Below are 23496 nucleotides of genomic sequence, written 5' to 3' on the forward strand. Positions count from 1 at the left end.
AGTGATGAAGATGAAAATTGCAGTAGCAGGCGACAGCGCGGGCGAGGGCCTCGCCAAGGTCCTCGCCGATTATCTCAAGGACCGTTTTGAGGTGTTCGAGGTCTCCCGGACGGACGCCGGTCTCGACGATTTCTATGCGAACCTCTCCGACAGGGTCGCCAACGGCGTGCTCGACGGCACCTATGACAAGGCCATCCTGGTGTGCGGCACCGGGATCGGCGTCTGCATTTCGGCAAACAAGGTGCCGGGTATTAGGGCAGCCCTCACACACGATACTTATTCCGCCGAGCGGGCGGCGTTGTCGAACAACGCCCAGATCATTACCATGGGCGCCCGCGTCATTGGATCGGAACTTGCGAAGACGATCGTCGACTCATTCCTCGCCCAGAGGTTCGACGAGAACGGTCGCTCGGCCAGCAATGTTGCCGCCATCGACGAGGTCGATACGAAATACCACGCCCGCTAGTTGGAAGGCTGGGCATGCATTGCTCGCGGTCGATGCGCCAGGCGCAATCAGCCTGGCGCATTATCGTTTTCTGGCAATTTTCAGAACCCGGCGAATAGGCCGGGCGGCATACGGTATCCGGGCTTCGCGTCCGCCTTCAGATGCCGCCGGTGATGATCGCAGTGCGACCTGCGGGAAATGTAAGATGCGCCACGCCTTGACGTGATGCCCTGGCTGTCATTTCAGCAGGGATGTGCGGAAGTGTTCCATGTTTTCCTCGACGCTCTCGCGGCTGAGGTCACCGGTCTTTCTGTCCCGGATCATCTGAAACATGTGTTCGTGGAGATCGACTGCGCGCCATTTGCCACTGACCTCTAGCGATTTTTGCACCCAAGGCGCGACCATCGTCAGCACGAAGTCGGCGATCACGACGATCAACGGGTTTCCGGCGGCTTTGTATATTGCTCGGTGGAAATCGAGATCGGCCTTGAGGAGATCTTCGATCGCGGAGTTCGCATCCTCCGACAGCCTTTTTAGTCGGTCGATGCACTCTCTCATCGTGGCGAGGTCTTCGTCCGTACGCCGCAGCGACGCGAGTTCTGAACAGTTGCGGTCGAAAATGTATCGCAGTTCCATCAGCATCTCAGGCGTCGAGCTCTGAAGATAGAGCTGAAACATCGCGAGCGGCATCGCCGGAAGGCCTTCGTCCTTACGGATGTAATTTCCAAAGCCATGACGCGTCTCGACAAGACCCGAGACCGCGAGCGTTTTGATCGCCTCTCTGATTGGAGTGCGACTGATCCCGAGAAGCTGGGCCAGCTCTTTTTCATTGGGAAGTTTGTCACCAGGCCCGAGGTTGCCTTTGGCAATTTCGCCCGTAATGTAGTCGAGCGCTATGTCCAGCCGGCTTGGGATTTTCTTTGGGTCAACAGACAGCATTCCTGGTCACGCTCCAATCAGAAATCGAAAAGGTACGAGGTCATACCGCGTTTTCCCGCTTGCGACAAATGCCGAACGTCGAACTGGCCACCTCTCCAGGTTATTCGCTGATTTGTCCCAGCCGCTTCGAGGCTTTTGGATCGAATGGGAACATGAGGCCAGCGGCCAGGAAGCCGCCGTCGACGTTCAGGGTGTGCCCCGTAATATAGGCAGCATCGTCGCTCGCCAGGAACACCGCGGCATCAGCGATTTCCGATGGTTCGCCATAACGGCGTTGCGGAACGAGCCGATGATAGGCGTCACGCGTTTCGACCGTGTGCATGACTTTCGAGACCTCGGTCAATATCGGGCCCGGTGCGATGTTATTCACATTGATTCCCGATTCCGCGAGTTCGACCGCCATAACCTTCGTGAGGAGTTCGACGCCGGCCTTTGAGGCTCCATAGGCCGAACGCCCGACACCTCCCTTCTGACCGGACAGCGAAGCGATATTGATGATCCGCCCATAGCCTTTGGCGGCCATGATCCGAGCAAAGGCTTGCGCCACGAGGAATGTTCCGGTCAGATTGATCCGGACGACGCGTTCGAATTCCTCCCGTGAGCTTTCGAGAAACAGAGTGGTTGCGCCCACGCCCGCGTTGTTCACGAGTATGTCGACCGTGCCGAATCGGCCAATCGTTTCCTTAACGATCGTCTCAACGTCTTCGTTGACGGAAATATCGGCGCGGACGGCCAAAGCCCGCTCCCCAAGCCGCTCGGCGGCTTCGTTCGCCACTTCCAGATCGCGGTCGACGATAACGACATTCGCGCCTTCGCGAACATAGGCTTCAGCGATTGCCAGTCCGATGCCCCGGCCAGCGCCCGTCACCACGGCAGTGCGTCCAGAAAGTCTCATCTCGTCGTCCTCCAATTTTCTCGATATGAGGTATAAGGTATAAGGTATGACCTTGACAGAGTTATGAGCTGCTTCTATGAGTATTGTCAAGAGTGAAGCCCGGCTGATGTATGGAGGAAGATATCCTCGGCCGGGATATTGGGAGGATCCGATGACATCAGCTGGCAAGCTCAAGGCCGTGTTTTACGGCGACGACTTCACGGGTTCTTCCGAAAACCTGGCGCAGTTCCATCGCAGTGGTGTGAAGGGAAAACTCTATCTCGCACGCCCTTCAGCACAGACGGCGTCAACAGATGCTCTGTCTTATGATGTGCTTGGCTTCGCCGGTACCGCAAGGGCGTTGTCCGGCGTCGAGCTCGACGAGGAGCTTGACAGCGCGTTTTCGATCATGCGCACCCTCAACAGTCCGCTTATCCAATACAAGATCTGTTCGACGTTCGACTCGTCGCCCACCGTTGGAAGCTATGGTGCTGTTCTGGCGCGCGCTGCGGCTCACTTCGGCAAGAGGGACGTTCCAGTCCTCGCCGCGACCCCGGACTTCGGGCGCTACACCTGTTTCGGAAATCATTTCGCGCGCTTTGCCGACAGGATTGAGCGGCTCGACCGGCACCCGAGCATGTCGCGCCACCCCAGGACGCCGATGCACGAGGCGGATCTGCGCATGCATCTGGCTGGGCAGACAGATAAGGAATTCGTCAACGTCACGCTTCCCGCAATCCGGAACCGCTCGGCAATGGAGGAGCGTGTCTTCAAGGCCTTCCAAGAGGGGGCAGGGGTCATTTTCGATGGGCTCGAAAATGCGGATCTTGCGGCTGTCGCCGATCTGCTCTGGGCGCGGTATCCGACACGTCCGATGTTCGCGCTAGCAGCTCAAGGCTTGGCGCAACAACTCGGCGCTCTTTGGGCCCGCTTGGGCCTGCTATCGTCGGCGGAGCCCGTCAAGACGGAGATTGCCGGCGTCGAAAATCTACTCGTCTTATCAGGTAGTTGCGCCCTGCAAACCGGGCGCCAGATTGCGGTGGCCGAAGCTTCCGGGTGGAACCTTGTCCACTTGGATGTCTCGACAGTCCGGTCCGATGATGATGCTGAGGCAGTTGCGCGGGAGGCTGCTTTGAAGGCGATCGAGAGCCTTGTGCGCGGTCGATCTACAATCATCTACACGGCTCGCGGGGAAACCGGCCGTCTGGCCGGCGGCGATGTTCCCGCGGAACGCTTGGGCGCCATCTACTGTGACGTTGCGCGTGCCGTGCGCCGCGCGGTTTCCTTGCCGCGGATCGTGTTTTCGGGCGGTGACAGTTCGAGCTATGCGGTGCGGACAATCGGCGCCGAAGCGCTCGAGATCGCCGTTTTTGACGAAGTTCAAAATTGCCATGTCTGCCGCCTGGATGCGCCGGGCGACGCCGAAGTCGATGGCCTCGAAGTCATGCTGAAGGGCGGGCAGATTGGTGCCGATGACTTCTTCCTGCGGGCAAAGGCGGGCACCTCGGGTTATCTGGCGGCGTAAGGAGCGAAAGATGCAAAAGAAAATCATCCTCGAAGCCAGGGTCAACGAGTACGCGCCGCGCACATCCAACCCTAATATCCCATACACCGCCGACGAGATCGTTGAGGCCGCCGTTGCAGCCCGCAAGGCGGGAGCGGCGATTCTCCACTATCATGCCAGGACAGCCGACGGCGGTGCGACAAACACCGTTGAGGCAAACGCCGAAATCATCCGCGAAGTCAGGCAGGCGACCGATCTACTCATCCTTCCCACGCTCGGCTTTATCTCGAATGATGCCGACGCCATGAAGCGCATCGACACGGTCGCAACCCTGGCATTGGACCCTGCTACGAAGCCCGATATTGCGCCCATCGATACCGGTTCGGCCAATCTCGAGCTTTGGGATGCCGAGACGCGCAGGTTCGAAAATCCAGAACGTTTGTATCTCAACACGACCGAAAGTCTCGCGCACTACGCGCGTACCTTGGCCGAAAAGGGCGTAAAGCCGAAGCTGGTTTCCTGGTCTGTCGGGTTCACGCGCCGCGCGATCGCTCTGATGGACGCGGGCCTTGTGAGGGGGCCCGCCTACTTTCTCCTGCACCTAACGGGAGGGCGATACATTACCGGGCATCCGCCGACCGAGGCGGGTCTCATGGCGCATCTTGCATTTCTGCCCGACGACCGGCCGATCGAATGGACGGTCAATTGCCTTGGGGGCAATCTGTTGAACATTGCTCCTGCGATCTGCCGTCTGGGCGGCCACATGGCTATTGGAATAGGCGACTATCCCTATCGCGAGTTCGGCACACCCACGAACGCGGAAGTCATATCGCGCGCTGTTGAGATTGCCCAAAAGGTCGGACGTGAGCCCGCTACACCCCAGGAGGCACGCGCGATCCTCGAACTGGACGCCGCGTAGATCCAATAAGGCATGCGATCCGCACACACGAGGCATAGATTTGGATTTTTACGAGGTATGACGTCATATCATGGTCAACGCAACTGAGAAGATAACAGTTCAGGGAACCGCGCAGTCGTCTTCGGCACGCGTGCTTCTGCGGGCCGAGGGCGTGGAAAAGTCGTTCAACGGCGTCCCAGCGCTCGTTGATGGCCGACTAACTCTAAAGGCCGGGACCGTCCATGCCTTGTGCGGCGGTAACGGCGCCGGCAAGTCGACATTCCTCAACATCACGATGGGACTGCTCCGCCGCGATGGAGGGATAGTGGAGATCGATGGCGAGCAGGTCGACTTCAAAAGCGCCGCTGACGCCTTGCGTCACGGCATCGCGATCATCACGCAGGAGCTTTCCCCCGTCCCCGAGATGACCGTCGCCGAGAACCTTTACCTTGGCCGCGAGCCGAAGCGACTTGGCGTGCTCGTCGATTTTAGCCAGATGCGCAGGGACGCCCAGGCATTCCTCGATGAACTCGGCTTTGAAGTCGACGCTGCCAAGAAGATGGGGGAGCTGAGCCTCGCCCAGATTCAGCTCGTCGAAATTGCGAAGGCTCTCAGCTATCGGGCACATATCGTCATCATGGACGAGCCGACATCTGCTATCGGCGAACACGAAGTCCATGTCTTGTTCAACGCGCTCCGCAAGATCACCGCGCGCGGTTCCGCAATTATCTACGTGTCTCACAAACTCACCGAAATCTTCGAGATCGCGGATGAGTACACAGTCTTCCGCGACGGCCGTTTCATCGAGACTGGAAACATCAAAGACATCGACCGCCGTCATCTTGTGACACAGATCGTCGGCCGTGAAGTCAAGCTGGTCGAGAAGGGCAAGCCTCTCGAAGACGCGCCAATCCTGCTTTCGGTCTCGAACTTGGCGCGCGGGCCTCATTTCCGAGACATCTCGCTAGACGTGGCGTCCGGCGAAGTGGTCGGAATCTACGGGCTGCTTGGGTCCGGACGAACCGAGTTCCTCGAGACAATATTCGGGCTGCACTCACCAACGGGAGGCGAAGTTGTCTTCAACGGCGGTAAGGTCAAGCCAGGCAGTCCTAAGGACGCAATTCAACGTGGAATGGCGATGGTGACCGAGGATCGCAAGGACAGTGGTCTCGTGCTCTCGGCATCGATCGCCCACAACATCACGCTTTCATCGCTGGCCTTGATGGCCATCAGCGGTTTCATCCGCGGGGACAAAGAGCGCAGCGCAGTTCAAGACATGATCGTCTCACAGAGGATCAAGTCGGCGTCGCCAGATGTTGCCGTCGAAACTCTGTCAGGGGGCAACCAACAAAAAGTCGTGCTGGCCCGGTGCCTTCTGACAAATCCAAAGCTTCTCATTTGCGACGAACCGACGCGTGGCATCGACGAAGGTTCCAAGCAGGAGATCTACGCGTTCCTGCGAGACTTCGCGGCAAAGGGCAACGGCGTCCTCGTGGTCTCCTCGGAGGCACCGGAGATCATGCAGCTCAGCGACAGGATCGCGATTTTCAAACAGGGGCAGCTCCTCAGCATCATCGACGGTGCCGAAGCAACGCAACAGACGCTTATGGACATGGCGAGCTGATGAGCGGTCATAGCCCCATTCACGGGAGGACTTGAGTAATGAATACCATCGCTGCGGCGAAGCCCGGAAACTTCCGCGCCGGGGAAATGATCAGGCAGTTCAGCATCGTTCTCGTGTTTTTCCTGATCGTCGCGTTCTTCGCGTTCGCGAACCAGTACTTCATGACATGGTTGAATTGGCTGAATCTCGTTCGCCAGTCGTCGATCAACGGCATTCTGGCGATCGGAGTGACCTTCGTCATCCTTACTAAGGGCATCGACCTATCGGTCGGCTCCGTAATGGCGCTCGCGGGCATGATCGCCGCCAGCCTCGTAACGGAGACCAACGAGCAGTTCGTGCTTTTCGGTATCTTTGCGGGCCTCGCGGCGGGAGCCGGCCTCGGCTTGGTGAACGGCGTGCTTGTTGCCGCGGTCAAGGTCCCGCCGTTCGTAGTGACGCTTGGCATGTTGAGCGTGGCCCGCGGTCTCACCTTGATCTTTTCGGAAGGACGCCCCATCCCGAATCTGTCGGATCCCTTCAAGTGGATCGGCTCCGGGCAGATCATGTATATCCCGGTACCGATCGTCATCCTGTTCGTCGTCTTCCTGATTGGATGGACCGTTTTAAACTATACGACTTTCGGCCGTTATGTGTACGCAGTTGGCGGCAACGAGAAGGCGGCTCGCACGAGCGGCATTTCCACCAAGGTGATCGTCGGTGCGACCTATGTGATCTCGGGCCTCCTGGCTGGTCTTGCGGGGCTTGTCCTGACGGCTCGCACCACCGCTGCGCTGCCGCAAGCGGGCATCGGTTATGAGCTTGACGCGATCGCCGCCGTCGTGATCGGCGGGACGAGCCTTGCGGGCGGCCGCGGATCGCTGCTCGGCACACTGATCGGCGCGCTCATCATCGGCACGATCAACAACGGCATGGACCTCATGGGCGTGTCTTCATACTACCAGCAGGTCCTCAAGGGCACGATCATCGTGGTCGCGGTCATCGCCGACCAAATCCGCAAATAAGACCAATCCCGAAATTGCCGCCGGGGAAGGCCGGCGACAATGTCCGGCCCAGCGTGTCGCGTCCGGACGTATCTTAAACCAGAGGAGAATATGAAATGCAGATGTCTAGGAGGAACCTGCTCAATGCGGGTGTGGGTATGGCAATCGCCGTAGCGACGTTGGCTGGCGGGAACTTCGCCTTCGCGCAGGACAAAATTCGGATCGCGGCTCTCTCGTTCGGTGAGTCCGGCGAGTACATGAAGGCTTGGTCGACGGAAATCCAGAACCATCCCGCCGTCAAATCGGGCGAGGTCGAGATCACCGTTTTCGACGGCAAGTATGATCCACTGACACAGGCGAACCAGATCGACACAGCGATCACCCAACAATTCAACGCGATCATCATGTCACCCTTCGACCTCGAGGCCTCGGCGCCGCCGATCGAAAAGGCCGCCGAAGCGAAAATCCCGCTTATCGTGTCGGCGCTCAAGACCAAGTCGACGAAATACACCGCGTCCATCATCGTTAACGATACCGAAGGCGGCCGGATCATCGCTGAGGAACTCGCCAAGCGCCTTCCGAACGGCGGCAACGTCGTCCTCATGGAGGGTCCGATCGGCCAGTCGGCCCAGATCGAGCGCCGCGCAGGCATAGACGCTGGTCTCGCCAAGTTCCCGAACCTCAAGCTCATCGAAGACAAGACAGGCAACTGGAGCCGCGCCGAGGGTCAGGCGCTCATGGAGAACTGGTTGCTCGCACACCCGGGTGAGATCAACGGCGTCCTTGCGGAAAACGACGAGATGGCGCTTGGCGCGATCGAAGCCATGAAGAGCGCCGGCATCGATCTCAAGACCGTTCCCGTTCTTGCGATCGACGGCATTCCGGACGCAAAGCGCGCCGTGAAGAAGGGCGAGATGGCGGTCAGCCTCTACAAGTACGCCCGCGCCGAAGGCCAGGGCGCGGTCGACCTCGCACTGCGGGCGATCAAGGGCGAGAGCTACAAGCCGCAGTCCGAAATCTGGGGCTCGCTGATGGAATGGAAGGGCGGCACCGAGAAGGACTACGTCGTGCCGTGGCTCGTGCTCGATTCCACCAATGTCGAGAAGTACATGTAATCGGACAACGGCGGACGGCCCGTACGGCCGTCCGCCTTACACCAGGGAAATAGGATCGACCATCATGTTGAAGAGAAAAGTTGGAAAGACCGATGTGACGCTGACCTCGCTAGGGCTGGGTACCTCGCCGCTCGGTGGGTGCAATGTCGATGTGAGCTTCCAGACTTTCGAAGCGGTCGTCCTCAAGGCATACGACTTGGGTGTCCGCTATTTCGACACCGCGCCCCTTTACGGCCTTGGAAAGTCCGAGCATTCCCTCGGCCATGTCCTTCGCAACAACGATCTCATCGGCAAGGTCGTGGTCAGCACCAAGGCGGGGCGGATACTCAAGCCGGAAAGCCGCGCAAAGCGCGCCGAGAGCCTTTACGGCATCGACTGGGTGAAGGCGCTGCCATTCGTCGATGACTACGACTATTCCTATGACGGCATCATGCGCGCTTTCGAAGATAGCCAGCAGCGCCTGGGTATGGACCACATTGACATCCTCTATCTCCACGACGTGAGCGGCGAATGGCACCGCGAGGCGTATAGCACCCACCTTTCGGCGCTGAGATCGAGCGGTTACAAGGCGTGTGACGAGCTGCGCAGCACAGGCTCCGTGAAGGCCATCGGCCTCGGCGTCAATGAAACCGCGTCGGTCCTGCAGGTGGCAGAGGAATTTGATCTCGACTGCTCCATGGTCGCCGGGCGCTACACCCTGCTCAACCACGGCGCTCTCGACCATTTCTATCCAGAAATGCAGCGTCGCGGCATCGGTATCATTGCGGCTGGCATCTACAACTCCGGCATCCTCGCCGAGGGTAGCAAGTCGATGACAACCACCCGCACCTACGATTGCCAGCCCGCGCCTGAAGCGATCGTCCGCAAGGTCGAGGCGCTCGAAGCCGTCTGCGAGCGCCATGGCGTCTCGCTTGCGACTGCAGCGACACAATTTGTCTACGCACATCCTGCAGTGACCGCGGTGGTACAGGGAGCGCTGGCGCCCGAACACGTCGTCGCAAACGTCGCCGCGATCTCGACGCCGGTTCCGGCTGCGTTCTGGGCCGACCTGAAGTCGTCCGGCCTCATCCCTGAAGCCGCGCCAGTTCCGGAGGCATGATCGCGATGGATCTGGCTCAGCGCAGGCCCTCGGACATTCTGGTCACCTATCGGATTGAGACCGCCGGGAGCGCTGAGGCCTTGGCGGTCAAGATCGGAAGCGACCAGTCGACGGGTACATTTGTTGACCTGCCCGGAGAGACGCCGCAACTGAAGGCGCGCGCGGCCGCGCGCGTGGTCGCTTTCGAGAAACTGGACTCTGTCGAGGTTCCCTCGCTCCCTGCAGCGGGCGAAGTCTTCAACCGAGCGGAGACAACAATCGCCTATCCCCTGGAGGCCGTCGGAACTGACCTCGCGGCAGTCACCACGGTTGCATTGGGCGGGGTCTGGTCGATCAAGGAATTCACCGGGCTGAGGGTCGTCGGCCTGCAGCTGCCTCCAGAGTTTGAAGGCGTCTACCCGGGGCCTCAATTTGGGATCGAAGGCTCCCGGCGTCTGACCGGCGTCTACAATAGGCCAATCATCGGCACGATCATCAAGCCCGCGCTCGGCCTCACCCCGGACGAAACGGCGCAGGTGGTTGCTGAACTCGTCGCGTCCGGTGTCGACTTCATCAAGGACGACGAGAAACTGATGTCGCCACCGTACTCCTCGTTGGAGGCGCGGGTGAAAGCGATCATGCCGATCGTCCGGGATCAGGAGCAGCGCACCGGCAAGAAGGTGATGTATGCCTTCGGCATTTCCGACGTCGATCCCGACGAGATGGTTCGCAAGCACGACCTGGTCGTGCGCGAGGGTGGAAACGCCGCCGTCATCAACATCAATTCGATCGGCAAGGGCGCTTTTCTGTTCCTGCGTCGGCGGTCGTCCCTTGTCTTGCACGCCCATCGCAACGGCTGGGATCTTCTCACCCGACATCCTGGTCTTGGGTTCGATTTCTCGGTCTACCAACAGCTTTGGCGACTTCTCGGCGTCGACCAATTCCAGATCAACGGCATTGCCGCCAAATACTGGGAGCCGGACGCGTCTTTCGTTCAGTCGTTCCATGATCTCCAGAAACCGATCTTCAGTGATGCCGACCGCCCGTTACCGGTCGTTTGTTCGGGTCAATGGGGTGGACAGGCGCCTGAGACCTATCGAAGGACGGAGCAGACGCTTGACCACCTTTACCTTTGTGGTGGTGGCGTCGTCAGCCATCCCGGCGGGCCGTCGGCGGGTGTCAGAGCGGTTCGTGCGGCCTGGGATGCCGCGGTCGCCGGGATCGATCTCCATGAATATGCCAAATCTCATCCAGAGCTGGCGCAGTCGCTCGCCAAGTTCGGCTCTAAAACCGTATCAGAAGGAAGATGACAGATGGAATATCGTCAGCTTGGCCGGTCAGGTCTCAAAATTTCGCAACTGGTTCTCGGTTGCATGAGTTTCGGCGTCGCCGATCGCGGCAACCATGCTTGGACATTGTCCGAAGACGACAGTAGGCCATTTATCAAAGAGGCACTCGAACAGGGCATAAACTGCTTCGACACGGCCAATGCCTACTCGGACGGCACCAGCGAGGAGATCATCGGCAAGCTGCTCAGGGAGATGGTGCAGCGTGATGAGGTTGTCATTGCCACCAAGGTCTACGGCAAGATGCGCAACGGAGCGAATGCGGTCGGACTTTCCCGCAAGGCAATCATCGCGGAGGCTGAGGCCAGCCTCAAGCGGCTGGCGACCGACTACATCGACCTCTACCAAATTCATTTCTGGGACAATTCGACCCCGATCGAAGAGACGCTGGAAGCGCTGACCGATCTCGTTCGAAGCGGCAAGGTTCGCTACATCGGAGCCAGCAATTGTTACGCATGGCAATTTGCGCGCGCGCTCTACAAGTCGGACGCTGCCGGATGGTCGCGTTTCGTTTCGATGCAAGCTCAGATGAACCTCCTTTATCGCGAGGAAGAGCGGGAGATGTTGCCGCTCTGTAAAGCTGAAGGGGTGGGGATCATCGCGTTCAGTCCGCTGGCTCGCGGGCGCCTCAGCCGGCCTTGGGAGGAAAGCAGTTTGAGGTCCGAGACCGACAATGTCACCGCTCGGTTCTACGGTCACGCGGACGAGGCGGATCGCCGCGTCGTAGACGTCGTCGCAAAGATTGCAGACGACAAGAACGTCCCGCGATCCCTCGTTGCGATGGCGTGGCTTAACACAAAGGCGGGCGTGACGGCTCCTATAATCGGCGCAACGAAGCTACAGCATCTGAAGGATGCCGTCGCTTCCTTGGCCGTCAAGCTAAGCGACGACGAGGTCCGCGAACTCGAGGAGCCATACGTGCCGCATAGCGTAGTCGGCTTGAACTGAGTTTGGCTCAGCGGGGACGACGTTGAGGCTGTCAGGAGGCACGCCGAACCGGGCCTCCTGAGCCAATGGCTTTGGTCTATCGATCTCTGCTCCCTTCCAGAACCAGCGCGAGGAAAAAGATGACCACCACCCGTCATTTTGACGTCAGCGACAGCGCGATTGAAGCTGCCGCCCGGCTCATGCGAAATGGCGAAGTTGTCGCGTTTCCGACGGAGACGGTTTACGGGCTCGGCGCGGACGCCAGCAGCCCCGCCGGGATCGAGCGCATCTATGAAGCCAAAGGACGCCCGCGGCATAATCCCCTGATTATCCACGTTTCGGACGTGGAAATGGCGCGCAGGATGGCACATTTCAATCCGGAGGCAGAGTTGGCTGCTGCCAGCTTTTGGCCGGGACCTCTGACATTGCTCCTGCCAAAGCGGGAAGACGCGGGGCTCGCAACCGCAGTTACCGCGGGCATGAAAAATGTCGCAATCCGATTTCCCTCGTCGAGTGTCGCCCAACGGCTGATCCGGGCCGTCGGATTTCCGGTGGCAGCGCCTTCAGCCAATCGTTCCGGGAAGGTCACCTCGACCCGCTTCGTGGAAGTTGTCCGCCAGTTGGACGGACGGATTTCGGGAATCGTGGAAGAAGACATATGTGATCACGGCCTGGAATCGACTATTCTGTCTTTGGTCGGATCTCCGATCATTCTACGCCACGGGTCAGTTCCGCGGGAGGCACTGGAAGCGTTACTCGGCCCGATTGACGAGGACACTGGCCCCCAAAAGGTCTCGGCACCAGGCCAGCTAAAGAGCCATTATGCTCCGGAAGCCGCCGTTCAGATGAATGTCGACCGTCCTGCCGCCAATATGGTCTGGGTCGGTTTCGGACCGGGGTGCGAGGGCTGTCAAATGACGCTGTCTTCTTCCGGTGACCTTCAGGAAGCTGCCCGCAACCTCTACACCGCCATGAGTGAAGCCGACGCCTTGGCCGGCGCGGGTGACGTGATTGCATTCGCCCCTGTGCCTCTGATTGGCCTTGGCAGGGCAATCAACGATCGGCTGAGACGAGCTGCCGCGCCCCGTTGCGCGTAGGCGGCATTTTTAAGCGATTCGCCAAATGCGGATGGCGGCATGCAAAAAACGCTTGCCTCTATAGGTATGACCTTATACCTTACACCTTGCTGATTGAGGAGTCAGGCCACGGAGGTCCTTCTGGTGAGGTTGGCGGCAGACGCCGGCGCGACCTGGCACGCATTGGGGCACGGGCTTTAATCAAACAATGACGGCATGGCGGAAGCTACATCGCTTCGACGCCTCCTACCGACATCTAGGGATGATCACATGACCGAACTTGAAACTAGACCGCTCGGAAAAAGCAAAGTGCGGGTAACTTCGCTGGGGCTAGGCACGGTGCCGCTCTCTGGCTTCAACGCCGATGTCTCCTACGGCGAATTCGAAGCGACGATCCTCGCTGGCTACGCGGTCGGAATCCGCTACTTCGATTGCGCGCCAATGTATGGCTTTGGGAAATCGGAGCATTATCTTGGCCATGCCCTCAGGGCGAACAAGCTGCGCGAAAACGTGGTGGTGAGCACCAAGGTTGGTCGTGTATTGAAGCCCGCCAGCAGGACAAAGAAGCTTGAAACCGTCTACGGCATCGAGTGGATCGACCCGCTTCCGTTTCTCGATACCTACGATTACACCTATGATGGCGTGATGCGCGCATTCGAAGACAGCCAGCAGCGCCTCGGATTGGACTATATCGACGTTCTTCTCGTGCATGACGTTGGTCGGGCATGGCACGGCGACCAAAGCGAGTTCTATTGGAATCAGCTGCGGGCCTCCGGTTATAAGGCACTGGACGAGCTTCGCTCCAGCGGAGCCGTCTCAGCCATCGGCTTGGGGGTCAACGAAACCGACTCCGTGGTCGGTGTCGCTCGTGAATTTCCGATCGACTGCTCGTTGATCGCCGGCCGCTACACCCTTTTGAATCATGCCCCGCTTGAGGCCGCGTTCGACGAGTTGCTCCAGCGGAACGTCTCCGTGATCGCCGGCGGGATCTTCAATTCCGGAATTCTGGCGACAGGCGTCGGCGGTCCCGCGGCCACTTACGATTACGGCAAGGTTCCTGCGGCCGTCGTCGAAAAGGTCAAGGCCATCGAGAGCATTTGCTCGAGATTTGCGGTGAGCTTGCCTGCAGCGGCGATGCAATTCGTTTATGCGCATCCGGCAGTGGCCACGCTGGTCATGGGTGCAAAGAGCGCATTGGAAGTCGAGCAGAACGTCAAGGCGATCAACGAGACAATACCCCCTGCATTTTGGGACGCTTTGACTGAAGCGAGCCTTCTTCCGTCAAACGCTCCGCTGCCGACGGCTGTACGATGATGGCCCGCGGAGGCACCGTTTTCGGCGGCTTCCGCTGCGAAGCGCTCGTGGGTTCGGTTCCATCGCCGGAGGCGCGCGCATGCCTCGAGGCGCTCGTCAGGACTTATGGCGAGCTTCTCGCGATCTACTCCTTCATGCATATGGCATTGAGGGAGAAGAGCATGCGCCTCTTGATTGGAGAACTCGCCGATCGCGCCACAGAGATAAAGCGATCCGTCCGTTCCTCGCTTGCGGGCTCGCGCTTTCTCGCAGGACAGGGCCACGCAGTCTACCATCTTGGACGGGCAGATGGCCTGCTTGTCGAGGCGGAGGAGCACCTGCAGCGCGGTGTCCTGGTTTCAGATGCATCCCTGCTGGGGCTGCTTTCAAATGCGGCGATCCAGCTGAAACGATCGGCCGCCATCTTAGGCACGTCGACCTTCGACACGACAGCATGCTGTGGAGGGTCCCTTGGACATGGGGAGGAAGACCATGGGAACGCATTCGATCTGGGTGCTTGAATACTCTCGAAGCCCGGTGCACCCGGTCAGCGGGGTTTTTTACGGCGCCCATAATCAGGGCACGATGAACCTGCCGTTCGCATACATTCTCATCAAGACAGGAGATGCAGTCGTTCTGGTTGATGCCGGTCACGACGCCGCCGATTTCGGAGGCCAGATCGCCAATTCGATTGGCGTTACCGGTTGGACGCCTCCGGAAATCGTTCTCGGGGAATGCGGGATCAGGCCCCAGGACGTCACGCATGTCATCCTCACGCACGCGCACTTCGATCACATTGGCGGCCTAAAGTTCTTCCCAAATGCTAAGATTTTCATTCAGAAGAAAGAATTGGAATCCTGGATGTGGATTCTGGCAAAGGGTCGGCGCTTCCGTTCATTGCAGGCCGGACTGAATCCGGCGGATATCCTCTATCTGACCCAGGCAAATATCGAAGGCCGCCTGGAGCTGGTGGAGGGAGAGCGGGAAAACCTGGTGCCAGGCGTTCACGTCTATCCGGCATTCGACACCCATACCGCAGGATCGCAATATGTGGTGGTGGAGACCGGCGGTGGAGACGGCAAGTTTATCCTGTCCGGCGACGTCATCTACACCTACAGCAACCTCACGGGTGAGGACGCCACCGATCCCTGCTTTGTGCCGCCGGGCCTTGCCAATGGCAGCCAGACACGTCTGATCGAGTCCGCCGAGGAGATGCTCAAAATCGTTGGTATGGACGAACGACGAATTGTTCCCATGCACGAGGAGCAGCTGTCAAAAATCTATCCGTCGCGTCTGACGGCTCGCCAGCTCATGCTCGTCGAGATTTGTGTGGCCGACGGAGACGTATCAAGAGTTTGATCGATTTGAAGCAGCGCGAACGCCAAGCTGCATCGTTCACAATCGTCCTCCCAAGGCGATAAGCAGAGAAAAGGCCGGGTGTCAGTTCACAGTGACTCCGGCCTTTTCCAAACACCTTGCCCGCTACGGTGATCTGCCCGGTGAAGAAGCCCTATATTCGCGCCCGCTTTGATGACGGCCCGGTAGTCCGCGATGTTCACCCTGGAGGACAAGGCCTCCATCTTCCGTGCGCGGCTGACGCGCGGGACCATTCTCCATGGCGACGACATTTGCGCTTGAACCTCCAAACCATCCTTGTTTCGTTAGAAAATGAGCGCCTTCGGCCATGCATGGAGTGGTGCAATCGCACCATCATGCGTCTTCACGTGTCCCATCATGCCAGCAGCGTCAGGGGCGTTGTCGAATAGAGCAACACAAACTAACGAAAAATGATGTTTGCATGTGATTTGTAGCGTCGGATCTTGATGTTAAAGGATCGGATTAGTGCGCCGGAGGACTAGAATATGAAGAGAGATGATCGGAGGCAGGCCATTATGGACCTGTTGGTCGCGCAGAGGGTAGTGGATCTGGACGACCTATCCGATCGGTTCGCTGTATCCAAGATGACCATCCACCGGGATCTGGATGATCTTGAGCAGGCAGGGATGCTTCGCAAGGTCCGCGGCGGGGCAACGATCGAGGCAGGAGGCCATTTCGAAAGCGATTTCCGGTTTCGCCAGCAGCAGGAGGGCGAGGCCAAGCGCCGGATGGCAGAGGCCGCCCTTGAACTCGTCGAGCCCGGCATGACGGTGATGGTCAACGACGGATCTATGGCGTCGGTGCTCGGGGAATTGCTGCCACAGAGGAGACCGCTGACGGTGATCACCAACAATGCGGCGGTCATCGATCGGCTCAAGACGGAATCAGGGATCAACCTGATTGCGGTCGGTGGACGCTATTCGATGAAGTTCAATGGTTTTTTCGGCGTCGTCGCCGAACAGGCATTGTCGCGTCTCAGCGCCGACATCGCCTTTATCTCAACGCCGGCAGTTTCTGGATTGCGCGTCTACCATATGGATGATGACGTTGTCCGCTCGAAGCGAGCGATGATTGCAAGCGCCGCGCGTCGCTGCTTGCTCTTAAACCATAAGCGCTTCAATCATACTGCTCTTCATGTCCTGGCCACCATTGACGAGTTCGAAGTTATCATCACCGACCAGGAACCGACAATCGACGTCCGCGCGGCTTTGGAAGGATCCAATGTGCAGCTTAGAGTGGCATCGCAGGAGAGGAAGTGAATATGGCCAACGATCCTTCGGGTAGATGCCGCGCAAGGCGGCACCCGTCCCCGAATCTCAAGTTCGGCCCTTGATGGGGGGAGCCCTTCCACAATCTTCTCCTGTGGGCTTCTCCTATGGACGTTCAACGCGATATCTCAGATGGACGGAGCCGAGGCCAGCGGCTTCGGCGCTCATAAACGTGAGCCTCGCCCCGCCGGCAAGCCCATCCTCGCCGCCCTCAAATATGGCCGGTGTATCCGACTTGCCTCCGATCGCAGGGAAGATGACTAGGCTGACCTCGTCAACAAGACCCTCATTCAAGAAATGGCCATTGGTTTGCGCCCCGCCTTCCAGCATCAAGCGCTTCACACCGAATTCGGTGCCGAGAACATCGAGCGCGTTTTTCAGATCGACGCCATCTTTCTCGGATACGATATAGGAAACGCCAGCCTGGGTGAGGCCCGCCAGGTAAGCATCATCCACGTCAGATCCTGTCAGGACGATAAGTTGAGCACCCTCAATGTCGTTCTTGTCCCAGCGTAGCCGACCGTCCTTATCAACGATAACAGCGAACTCGTTGGCATCCGGGTTGGCGTTATGGATCGGCCGCGGTACTGTGCCGGTTGTTTCATAGGGACGGTCGACGGCGTCTGCGAATTCCTCGCCTGTCGCTCTTCCCGAAAGCCAGGCGTCGGCACCAATCTTCTCATGCAGGTCGTCATAGACCTTCACGAGTTCCTCCACCGAATGGCCGGTCGCCTCAGCCCAATCATTGACGATCAATCGACCGTCCAGTGGCGACATCATGTGACAGATTACATGGGGTCTGGGCATTGGATTACTCCTCTACAAACATTCCACCGTCAGTGGTCTGCCTTCAACCAGGCTGCGAATTTATCCATCCAGTCGGGGTGCCAACGTGAAAGCGCCGGCCGGTTCAGGATCATGTCGTCGGCCGCCCAGCGGATCCGTCTGGCATCTATCTCCGACGTAACCGCATTATCGGGACAAATGATGTAAAAGTCCTCCTCGAGCAGACGGGCCAGGAAGTATTCCACCAACTGCTCAGCGGTCCATGCCTCATCGGGCTTGGCAGCGCCATGCGGCTTGAGTGCGATGTTCATGGGCGTCCACGTGTAGCCAGGGACGAGGAGATGAGCCGATACACGACCTCCCGTCTCCTTCAAAAGCGCGTGCGACAGCTGTTCGGTCAGGACCTTGACAGCTGCCTTTGCCACCGAATAGGCGGCATTGCCCGGAGGAGTTGTAATTCCTTCCTTGGAGCCGAGGTTGACGACCGCCGATGGTCGGGCTGCCTTGATCATGTGGGGCACGAAGACGTGTTGTGCGGCTAAAACACCTCCGAAGTTTACATCGATTTGGCGTCGCCACTTTGCAGGATCATCCCAGGGGCCGGCTCCTTGCGTAATGCCCGCGTTGTTGACAAGGACGGCGACGTCAGCAAACCGCGAAATCGTTTTGTCCCGCAACCTAGTTAGTGCCGACAGATCTGATACGTCGCCGCTCACGATCAGGATGTCCGTATCGAGTGCCGAGGCAACATCCTCAAGTGCGTCGGCGTCGAGATCCAGCAATGCGAGCTTCATGCCGCGGGCCGCGAGAGCCCTCGCGATCGCCAAGCCGATGCCCTTCGCAGCTCCCGTGATGACCGCAACGCGGCCAGGAGCAACGATGCTGTTCATTCTCTCGCTCATCATTGTCTTCCCGTCATTGGCCGTCACCGCTGGAAGGTGGGCCGGACACGCCGTCGCGTGGATTTTCTCGGCCGACGGCACCATCGCAAGAAGTGCGTCAGCGCTACGCGGGCGCTTGTGTGCTCGGACCATATCTGCTGGCTGCGAACGACAGCTCAACCTCCCTAACAACATAGGGCACTCCGCCGACCACTTGAAGTGAGCTGGATCGCACGCACCGATGAGCCGTGTTCACTCTTGGGTGCCTTCGTGACGTCGGGAATGCCTCGTCAATTTGGCTGCGGACGCGACCAAAAGGTCCCTCACTTCTGGTGTCTGCCAGATCGGTGGTTGATTTTTGCTCACCGCCCCGATCGATTTTGCTCATGTAACCAACCGGCTCCACGGGCATTAGGTCACCAGCGCCTCGAGGCGATCGAGGTGCTGATAAAACCAAAGGAGTGAAATCATGACTGGTAATAAACCACTCGCAATGGTCACGGGCGGCTCATCTGGAATAGGCTTCGAGCTTGCCAAACAATTCGCCAAGAATGGATTTGACGTCGCTATTTCAGGCTCAAGCGACAAGGTAAACGAGGCCGCCGATGCGCTACGAAGCCTTGACGCCGAAGCGTATCCGTTCAAAGCGGATGCCTCGACATACGATGGCGTTGAGGGGTTCTGGACCTTCACGCAGGGGCTGGGGCGCCCACTGGAAGCCGCGGCTCTGAACGTGGGTATCGGTATCGGCGGCGCCTTCGTCGATAACGATCTCGAGGATGAGTTTCGCCTGCTTGCAATCAATGTCACTGGGACCGTCCATATGGCCAAACGCGTCGTCCAACATATGGTCAAGAACGGCCGCGGCAGGATCCTCATCACCTCCTCGGTTTCGGCGACCCTGCCCACGCCATACGAAACCGTCTACGGCCCGTCGAAGGCATTCGGTTACATGTTCGCGGAATCTCTGCGCGAGGAGTTGCGCTCGACCGGGGTCACGGTGACGGCACTCCTTCCGGGCGCCACCAACAGCGACTTCCACGCGAACGCTGGGATGGGCGATACTAAGCTCGGTGGCCAGCAGAAAAACGACAAGACGCTCGTCGCCAAGCAGGGCTTCGAGGCCCTCATGAACGACATCGACCATGTCGTCGGCGGAGACCAGAAAACCAAGCGGCAGGTGTTGGAAAACCGGACGACCCCGGAGCCTGTTAAAGCCGCCCGGCAAGCCGAACTGACCCAACCGCAGTGAAGGAGCACATCATGGCACATCTGAAAGACAAGGTCGCAATCGTCACGGGAGCTTCCTCGGGCATTGGAGCAGCGACCGCCAAAGGATTGGCGGAAAAAGGTGCGCGCGTCGTCCTTGCCGGCCGCAATGAGGAACGCCTCAGTCAGATTGTCGAAGACATCGCCGGTTCCGGAGGTATTGCCAGCTACAAGGTTGCCGATGCCACGGATTTTGAGAGTACCAAGGCCCTCGTCCCGTTCGCCACGACGACGTACGGCCCGGTCGATATATTGGTCAACAATGCGGGCCTCATGCTCTTTTCCTATTGGAAGGATGCCGCGGTCGGCGATTGGAACAAGATGATCGATACCAACCTGCGTGGCTATCTACATGCGATTGCCGCCGTGCTGCCGTCGATGTTGGAGCGCCGGTCCGGCCGCATCCTGAATATGAGCTCTATCGCCGGCGTTCATGTCGGCGAGGCGGCAGGCGTTTATGGAGCCACGAAGTTCTTTATACGCGGTATCACCGAAAGCCTCAGAAAGGAGGTGGGCGTGGGAAGTGGGATCCAGGTGTCTATGATCAGCCCTGGCGTGATCGATACCGGCTGGGCCGACAAGGTTCATGACGAGACGGGCAGAAAGATCGCCGGAGAGCTCAACAAGCAAGGTATTCCGCCGTCGTCGGTGGCTGAAGCCGTGGTCTATGCCCTAGATCAGCCCCCGGAGATCACGATCAACGACATTGTCGTCCATCCAACCCGGCAGGACTGGTAGCCGGCGTTTTCGAAAGCTCAGAACTTGAACCTCCGGGACCGTCAGGCCGCCCGCGCGGAGGTGGTATCCGTTCCAACCGGTGCCGTCTCTCGTGGCTGTGGACAAGATGATCTTCATTGCATGACGATTAATCCCGGAGGTGCTATTATTCAGCGACCCGGCCCATCTCCCGTCGTAGCTCCCCGGATCCGACATGGATCAACTAATGTCAAATTTTTGACTGCTTCCGTGGTCATCACATACCAAAGCCAGGTTAGATGAATAAGGATTGAAGATACCAGCCGTCTGAAGCAAGGTCGGCGTCGGCCAGGGCGATCTTATTCAGTCGAAGTGGGAGTATCCATAACTCATGGTATCCACGCGGGCCGATCTGGCCGACCTTGAAACTTTCGTCGCGATCGCGAGGGCGGGGGGGTTCCGAAAGGCGGCCGCGCTTCGCGGCGTTTCCGGCTCCGCTCTCAGCCACTCGATCAGGGGTTTGGAGGCCCGTCTCGGCGTCCGTCTGTTTCATCGGACAAGCAGGAGCATCAGTCTCACCGCCGCCGGCGAAGTACTGCTTGCCGAACTAGAGCCCCGTTTCCTCGGCATCCAGGCTGCGATGGATCTCCTGGACAGTTTCAGGAGCGGTCCTACGGGCAGGGTGAGAGTGACCACGCTGCGTGACGCCGCCGAGCTGTTGATCGCTCCTCGACTGCACAGTTTTCGCAGCAACTACCCAGATGTCGAGATCGAAGTCAGCGTCGAGGATCGCTTTATCGATATGGTCGCCGAGGGTTTCGACGCGGGCATCCGCTATGGAGGAACAGTTCCCGAGGGGATGATCGCGTCGCGTCTGACTGCCGAACTTGAATGGATCGTCGTCGGCTCTCCAACCTATCTCAACGAACGAGGGCGGCCGGAGCGGCCGGAAGATCTCTTGACGCACGAGTGCATCCGGATCCGAACCGGTACAGACCACGTCTGCAAATGGGAACTTGGCGACGGAGACCGCATGGTTACCCTAGACGTCCCTGGACTGCTCACGCTCGGGGATTCAGAACTGTCCATCCGCATGGCGCAGGAGGGGGGCGGTCTCTTTTACTGCCTGCGCGCACGCGTCGAGGACAAACTGGCGGCTGGTCTGCTCGAAGTGGTGCTGCCGGACTGGTCGTCTACTGGGCCGGGTTTTCATGCATACTACGTTTCGCACCGACAGGTGCCGTCCGCGCTCCGGACGTTTCTCGACCACCTTAAGGCGCCGCTTCCGGACGATTGAAGCGACCTCGCGAGCCAGCTCCAAATTACGCAGATGCCTACATGGTATCCGAAACTCGTAGAGGTTTCGGCCTGCGCTTCAATGGATGCGTTAGCTTATACTATAACGAATTCAGATGAAAAAAGCTCATCTATTTTATGAAATATTGCGTTTGAAATAGGAGCTGAAAGCAGAGATGGTTCGATGCGTGGAGGGCATCTGAACCTGGATCGCCTTAGCGCGTAAGATGAGATGCAATACGGTTTACGAGGTCGCCGGACTATGTTCGGCGAGGGAAGAAGTATTGCGCAGATGCCGTATTAGGAGGAGGGCCGAATGAGTTTCCCCGCTGGAAAAACTGTAGATAAACGCGACAATTCTATTCTTGCTGGTCTCGAACCGGCGATCTTCTTTGGCTTTTTCGAAGAGCTGAGTGCGATCCCGCGCGGTTCTTACAACGAAAAGCAGGTCAGCGATCACATCGCCGATTTTGCCCGGGCACGCGGCTTCGAGGTTTACCAGGACGAGATCTACAATCTCCTCATCAAGAAGCCGGGCACACCCGGCTACGAAAACTCGCCGACCGTCATTCTTCATGGGCATACCGACATCGTCTGCGAGAGCGACGAGGGTGTTGACCACGACTTTGAGAACGAAGGCATCAAACTTCAGGTTATCGGCGATTTCATCCATGGGACGGGGACAACCCTTGGGGCGGACAACACCGTTGGTGTGGCTTTCGCAATGTCGTTGCTGGCATCCGACGATATCTCGCATCCGCCGCTTGAAGTCATCCTGACGGTTCAAGAAGAAGTCGGCAAGGGCGGCGCACAACACTTCGACGGCACAAAGCTTAGCGGTAAGCGCCTTCTCGACATGAACTGGCACGATCCCAAGTCGCTTTTCGCAGGCTGCGCTGGCGATATTTCAGTGCGCTTCAAGATTCCGGTTCAGTGGGAACCGCGCGTTTCGGGGCAGGCCGCCCTTTCGCTGCGGATCTCCGGCCTGAGCAGCGGTCATTCCGAATTCGACATCCATCTTGAACGCGCTAACGCGATCGTCCAGCTCGGACGGCTGCTCCGGATTGCCATCCGGGATGCTGGGGCCAGCGTAGCCGAAGTCAAGGGTGGCGTGAACCGTTACGTTATCCCGGGTGAGGCGGAGGCGATCATTTCGATCGATGCCTCGCGGATTGTCGATCTCAGACAGAGAATTGAAGCGGAAGCGGCTTCGATTGCGCTTGAGTACAAAGCAAGCGATCCCAACCTCAAGGTCACAGTCAGCGAGTCAGGGAGGCAGATTACTGAAGTCTTCTCGGCTCAGTCCGCCCGGGCGCTGGTCGATGCCCTGAACCTGCTTCCCAACGGCGTCCAGAGCAAGAGCCTTCAAGTCGAGGGCCTCGTCGAGAGCTCCAACACCGTGGCGTTGCTTTCAAGCGATAAAGAGGCCATCGAAATCGTCAATACGGTCCCAAGCGCCGTCAGCTCCCGTCGCTACAACATCGTCGACAAAATCCGGCAGCTGTCAGAACTCATCGGCAACGGCGCGAGCGTGGAGACATTCGCGGATTGCCCGGAATGGCCATACAATCCTCATTCGCGAATGCTCAACGCCGCCAAAGCCGCTTACGAGCGCGAGTTCGGCGAGCAGCCACATGTGGAAGTCTCTCACTCCAGTCTCGAGCTCGGCCTTTTTCGAAAGAAGGTTCCTGACATTGACATGCTGTCGATCGGACCGGAAGCGTTCGACGTCCACACCACGCGCGAGCGCCTCAACCACACGACAGTCGATCCGACCTGGCGGCTTCTCAAGTCGCTGCTCCGCGAACTCCGGACCTAAGGTAC

Annotated in this window: 22 protein-coding genes and 1 pseudogene; 18 read left to right on the forward strand and 5 right to left on the reverse strand. The window is 58.7% G+C overall.

Annotated features, from left to right (window positions below):
- Positions 1–10 precede the first annotated feature (10 nt).
- On the forward strand, positions 11–466 hold the full coding sequence (gene derI / locus G9X64_RS12420) for a D-erythrulose-4-phosphate isomerase (RefSeq protein WP_040140203.1): 456 nt from the start codon (positions 11–13) through the stop codon (positions 464–466).
- Between the two features lie 216 nt (positions 467–682).
- Here derI and G9X64_RS12425 read toward each other — a convergent pair whose 3' ends face one another.
- Both G9X64_RS12425 and G9X64_RS12430 read right to left on the reverse strand, forming a co-directional pair.
- Entirely contained in the window at positions 683–1384 is a 702-nt protein-coding gene (locus G9X64_RS12425; protein ID WP_004129783.1) for a FadR/GntR family transcriptional regulator, read from the reverse strand.
- 100 nt (positions 1385–1484) lie between these two features.
- Positions 1485–2279, reverse strand: coding sequence for an SDR family NAD(P)-dependent oxidoreductase (locus G9X64_RS12430; protein ID WP_004129782.1), 795 nt, complete (start codon positions 2277–2279; stop codon positions 1485–1487).
- Positions 2280–2430: 151 nt separating this feature from the next.
- Here G9X64_RS12430 and G9X64_RS12435 point away from each other — a divergent pair, with 151 nt between their 5' ends.
- From G9X64_RS12435 to G9X64_RS12490, 12 genes are all read left to right on the forward strand, one after another.
- Positions 2431–3783 (forward strand): four-carbon acid sugar kinase family protein, encoded by a 1353-nt coding sequence (locus G9X64_RS12435; protein WP_064843710.1) that lies wholly within the window; start codon positions 2431–2433, stop codon positions 3781–3783.
- Positions 3784–3793: 10 nt separating this feature from the next.
- Positions 3794–4681: a beta-keto acid cleavage family enzyme gene (locus G9X64_RS12440; protein ID WP_028753509.1), complete on the forward strand. Its 888-nt coding sequence runs from the start codon at positions 3794–3796 to the stop codon at positions 4679–4681.
- A 70-nt stretch (positions 4682–4751) separates the two neighbouring features.
- Complete coding sequence (locus G9X64_RS12445; RefSeq protein ID WP_040140011.1) at positions 4752–6284, forward strand: sugar ABC transporter ATP-binding protein; 1533 nt, start codon at positions 4752–4754, stop codon at positions 6282–6284.
- 38 nt (positions 6285–6322) lie between these two features.
- Positions 6323–7285, forward strand: coding sequence for an ABC transporter permease (locus G9X64_RS12450; protein WP_004129777.1), 963 nt, complete (start codon positions 6323–6325; stop codon positions 7283–7285).
- A gap of 95 nt (positions 7286–7380) precedes the next feature.
- A complete protein-coding gene (locus tag G9X64_RS12455) occupies positions 7381–8379 on the forward strand; it encodes a substrate-binding domain-containing protein (RefSeq protein ID WP_004129775.1) in 999 nt (332 codons plus the stop codon).
- A 64-nt stretch (positions 8380–8443) separates the two neighbouring features.
- A complete protein-coding gene (locus G9X64_RS12460; protein WP_064843711.1) occupies positions 8444–9478 on the forward strand; it encodes an aldo/keto reductase in 1035 nt (344 codons plus the stop codon).
- Positions 9479–9483: 5 nt separating this feature from the next.
- Positions 9484–10767, forward strand: coding sequence for a 3-oxo-isoapionate-4-phosphate decarboxylase OiaX (gene oiaX / locus G9X64_RS12465; protein WP_096771285.1), 1284 nt, complete (start codon positions 9484–9486; stop codon positions 10765–10767).
- A gap of 3 nt (positions 10768–10770) precedes the next feature.
- The gene (locus G9X64_RS12470) at positions 10771–11751 is read left to right on the forward strand and encodes an aldo/keto reductase (RefSeq protein WP_064843712.1); all 981 of its coding nucleotides are present in this window, start codon (positions 10771–10773) and stop codon (positions 11749–11751) included.
- A 119-nt stretch (positions 11752–11870) separates the two neighbouring features.
- Positions 11871–12827, forward strand: a complete 957-nt coding sequence (locus tag G9X64_RS12475; RefSeq protein WP_064843713.1) for an L-threonylcarbamoyladenylate synthase — start codon at positions 11871–11873, stop codon at positions 12825–12827.
- A 249-nt stretch (positions 12828–13076) separates the two neighbouring features.
- A complete protein-coding gene (locus G9X64_RS12480; RefSeq protein WP_096771277.1) occupies positions 13077–14120 on the forward strand; it encodes an aldo/keto reductase in 1044 nt (347 codons plus the stop codon).
- Positions 14117–14620, forward strand: coding sequence for a hypothetical protein (locus G9X64_RS12485; protein ID WP_237359381.1), 504 nt, complete (start codon positions 14117–14119; stop codon positions 14618–14620). The genes G9X64_RS12480 and G9X64_RS12485 overlap by 4 nt, the downstream gene beginning before the upstream one ends.
- Positions 14592–15458 carry an N-acyl homoserine lactonase family protein gene (locus tag G9X64_RS12490; protein ID WP_040140026.1) on the forward strand — a complete coding sequence of 289 codons (867 nt, stop codon included), beginning with the start codon at positions 14592–14594 and terminating at the stop codon, positions 15456–15458. Before G9X64_RS12485 ends, G9X64_RS12490 begins: the two co-directional genes overlap by 29 nt.
- A 112-nt stretch (positions 15459–15570) precedes the next feature.
- On the opposite strand, the pseudogene G9X64_RS37280 reads toward G9X64_RS12490, so the two are convergent.
- Positions 15571–15731 (reverse strand): annotated as a pseudogene (locus tag G9X64_RS37280) (Re/Si-specific NAD(P)(+) transhydrogenase subunit alpha); the annotation flags it as partial.
- 230 nt (positions 15732–15961) lie between these two features.
- Between G9X64_RS37280 and G9X64_RS12495 the strand changes: the two are divergent.
- Complete coding sequence (locus G9X64_RS12495) at positions 15962–16735, forward strand: DeoR/GlpR family DNA-binding transcription regulator (RefSeq protein WP_040140030.1); 774 nt, start codon at positions 15962–15964, stop codon at positions 16733–16735.
- 114 nt (positions 16736–16849) lie between these two features.
- Here the strand turns inward: G9X64_RS12495 and G9X64_RS12500 are convergent, their stop codons facing one another.
- Both G9X64_RS12500 and G9X64_RS12505 read right to left on the reverse strand, forming a co-directional pair.
- Positions 16850–17551 carry a RibD family protein gene (locus G9X64_RS12500; RefSeq protein ID WP_064843716.1) on the reverse strand — a complete coding sequence of 234 codons (702 nt, stop codon included), beginning with the start codon at positions 17549–17551 and terminating at the stop codon, positions 16850–16852.
- 29 nt (positions 17552–17580) lie between these two features.
- Positions 17581–18432, reverse strand: coding sequence for an SDR family NAD(P)-dependent oxidoreductase (locus G9X64_RS12505; protein WP_040140034.1), 852 nt, complete (start codon positions 18430–18432; stop codon positions 17581–17583).
- Between the two features lie 448 nt (positions 18433–18880).
- On the opposite strand from G9X64_RS12505, the gene G9X64_RS12510 reads away from it, so the two are divergent.
- The 4 genes from G9X64_RS12510 to G9X64_RS12525 all read left to right on the forward strand — a co-directional run bounded on the left by G9X64_RS12510 (position 18881) and on the right by G9X64_RS12525 (position 23491).
- Positions 18881–19663, forward strand: coding sequence for an SDR family NAD(P)-dependent oxidoreductase (locus G9X64_RS12510; protein ID WP_028753504.1), 783 nt, complete (start codon positions 18881–18883; stop codon positions 19661–19663).
- A complete protein-coding gene (locus tag G9X64_RS12515; protein WP_245303124.1) occupies positions 19660–20418 on the forward strand; it encodes an SDR family oxidoreductase in 759 nt (252 codons plus the stop codon). The genes G9X64_RS12510 and G9X64_RS12515 overlap by 4 nt, the downstream gene beginning before the upstream one ends.
- Positions 20419–20767: 349 nt before the next feature.
- Positions 20768–21673, forward strand: a complete 906-nt coding sequence (locus G9X64_RS12520) for a LysR family transcriptional regulator (protein WP_004129742.1) — start codon at positions 20768–20770, stop codon at positions 21671–21673.
- Between the two features lie 315 nt (positions 21674–21988).
- Positions 21989–23491, forward strand: coding sequence for an aminoacyl-histidine dipeptidase (locus G9X64_RS12525; RefSeq protein WP_064843719.1), 1503 nt, complete (start codon positions 21989–21991; stop codon positions 23489–23491).
- The last annotated feature ends 5 nt before the right edge of the window (positions 23492–23496 follow it).

This window comes from Rhizobium sophorae (genome assembly GCF_013087515.1).
GTDB classification, from domain to species: Bacteria; Pseudomonadota; Alphaproteobacteria; order Rhizobiales; family Rhizobiaceae; genus Rhizobium; species Rhizobium sophorae.

Excerpts from the sequence above, each read along its gene's own strand:
- G9X64_RS12475 (WP_064843713.1), top strand. The coding sequence starts at position 11,871 with ATGACCACCACCCGTCATTTTGACGTCAGCGACAGCGCGATTGAAGCT.
- G9X64_RS12495 (WP_040140030.1), top strand. The coding sequence starts at position 15,962 with ATGAAGAGAGATGATCGGAGGCAGGCCATTATGGACCTGTTGGTCGCG.
- G9X64_RS12485 (WP_237359381.1), top strand. The coding sequence starts at position 14,117 with ATGATGGCCCGCGGAGGCACCGTTTTCGGCGGCTTCCGCTGCGAAGCG.
- G9X64_RS12435 (WP_064843710.1), top strand. The coding sequence starts at position 2,431 with ATGACATCAGCTGGCAAGCTCAAGGCCGTGTTTTACGGCGACGACTTC.
- G9X64_RS12455 (WP_004129775.1), top strand. The coding sequence starts at position 7,381 with ATGCAGATGTCTAGGAGGAACCTGCTCAATGCGGGTGTGGGTATGGCA.
- G9X64_RS12525 (WP_064843719.1), top strand. The coding sequence starts at position 21,989 with ATGAGTTTCCCCGCTGGAAAAACTGTAGATAAACGCGACAATTCTATT.
- G9X64_RS12450 (WP_004129777.1), top strand. The coding sequence starts at position 6,323 with ATGAATACCATCGCTGCGGCGAAGCCCGGAAACTTCCGCGCCGGGGAA.
- G9X64_RS12425 (WP_004129783.1), bottom strand. The coding sequence starts at position 1,384 with ATGCTGTCTGTTGACCCAAAGAAAATCCCAAGCCGGCTGGACATAGCG.
- G9X64_RS12480 (WP_096771277.1), top strand. The coding sequence starts at position 13,077 with ATGACCGAACTTGAAACTAGACCGCTCGGAAAAAGCAAAGTGCGGGTA.
- G9X64_RS12430 (WP_004129782.1), bottom strand. The coding sequence starts at position 2,279 with ATGAGACTTTCTGGACGCACTGCCGTGGTGACGGGCGCTGGCCGGGGC.
- G9X64_RS12440 (WP_028753509.1), top strand. The coding sequence starts at position 3,794 with ATGCAAAAGAAAATCATCCTCGAAGCCAGGGTCAACGAGTACGCGCCG.
- G9X64_RS12470 (WP_064843712.1), top strand. The coding sequence starts at position 10,771 with ATGGAATATCGTCAGCTTGGCCGGTCAGGTCTCAAAATTTCGCAACTG.
- G9X64_RS12460 (WP_064843711.1), top strand. The coding sequence starts at position 8,444 with ATGTTGAAGAGAAAAGTTGGAAAGACCGATGTGACGCTGACCTCGCTA.
- G9X64_RS12520 (WP_004129742.1), top strand. The coding sequence starts at position 20,768 with ATGGTATCCACGCGGGCCGATCTGGCCGACCTTGAAACTTTCGTCGCG.
- G9X64_RS12500 (WP_064843716.1), bottom strand. The coding sequence starts at position 17,551 with ATGCCCAGACCCCATGTAATCTGTCACATGATGTCGCCACTGGACGGT.
- G9X64_RS12490 (WP_040140026.1), top strand. The coding sequence starts at position 14,592 with ATGGGAACGCATTCGATCTGGGTGCTTGAATACTCTCGAAGCCCGGTG.
- oiaX (WP_096771285.1), top strand. The coding sequence starts at position 9,484 with ATGGATCTGGCTCAGCGCAGGCCCTCGGACATTCTGGTCACCTATCGG.
- G9X64_RS12505 (WP_040140034.1), bottom strand. The coding sequence starts at position 18,432 with ATGAGCGAGAGAATGAACAGCATCGTTGCTCCTGGCCGCGTTGCGGTC.
- derI (WP_040140203.1), top strand. The coding sequence starts at position 11 with ATGAAAATTGCAGTAGCAGGCGACAGCGCGGGCGAGGGCCTCGCCAAG.
- G9X64_RS12510 (WP_028753504.1), top strand. The coding sequence starts at position 18,881 with ATGACTGGTAATAAACCACTCGCAATGGTCACGGGCGGCTCATCTGGA.
- G9X64_RS12445 (WP_040140011.1), top strand. The coding sequence starts at position 4,752 with ATGGTCAACGCAACTGAGAAGATAACAGTTCAGGGAACCGCGCAGTCG.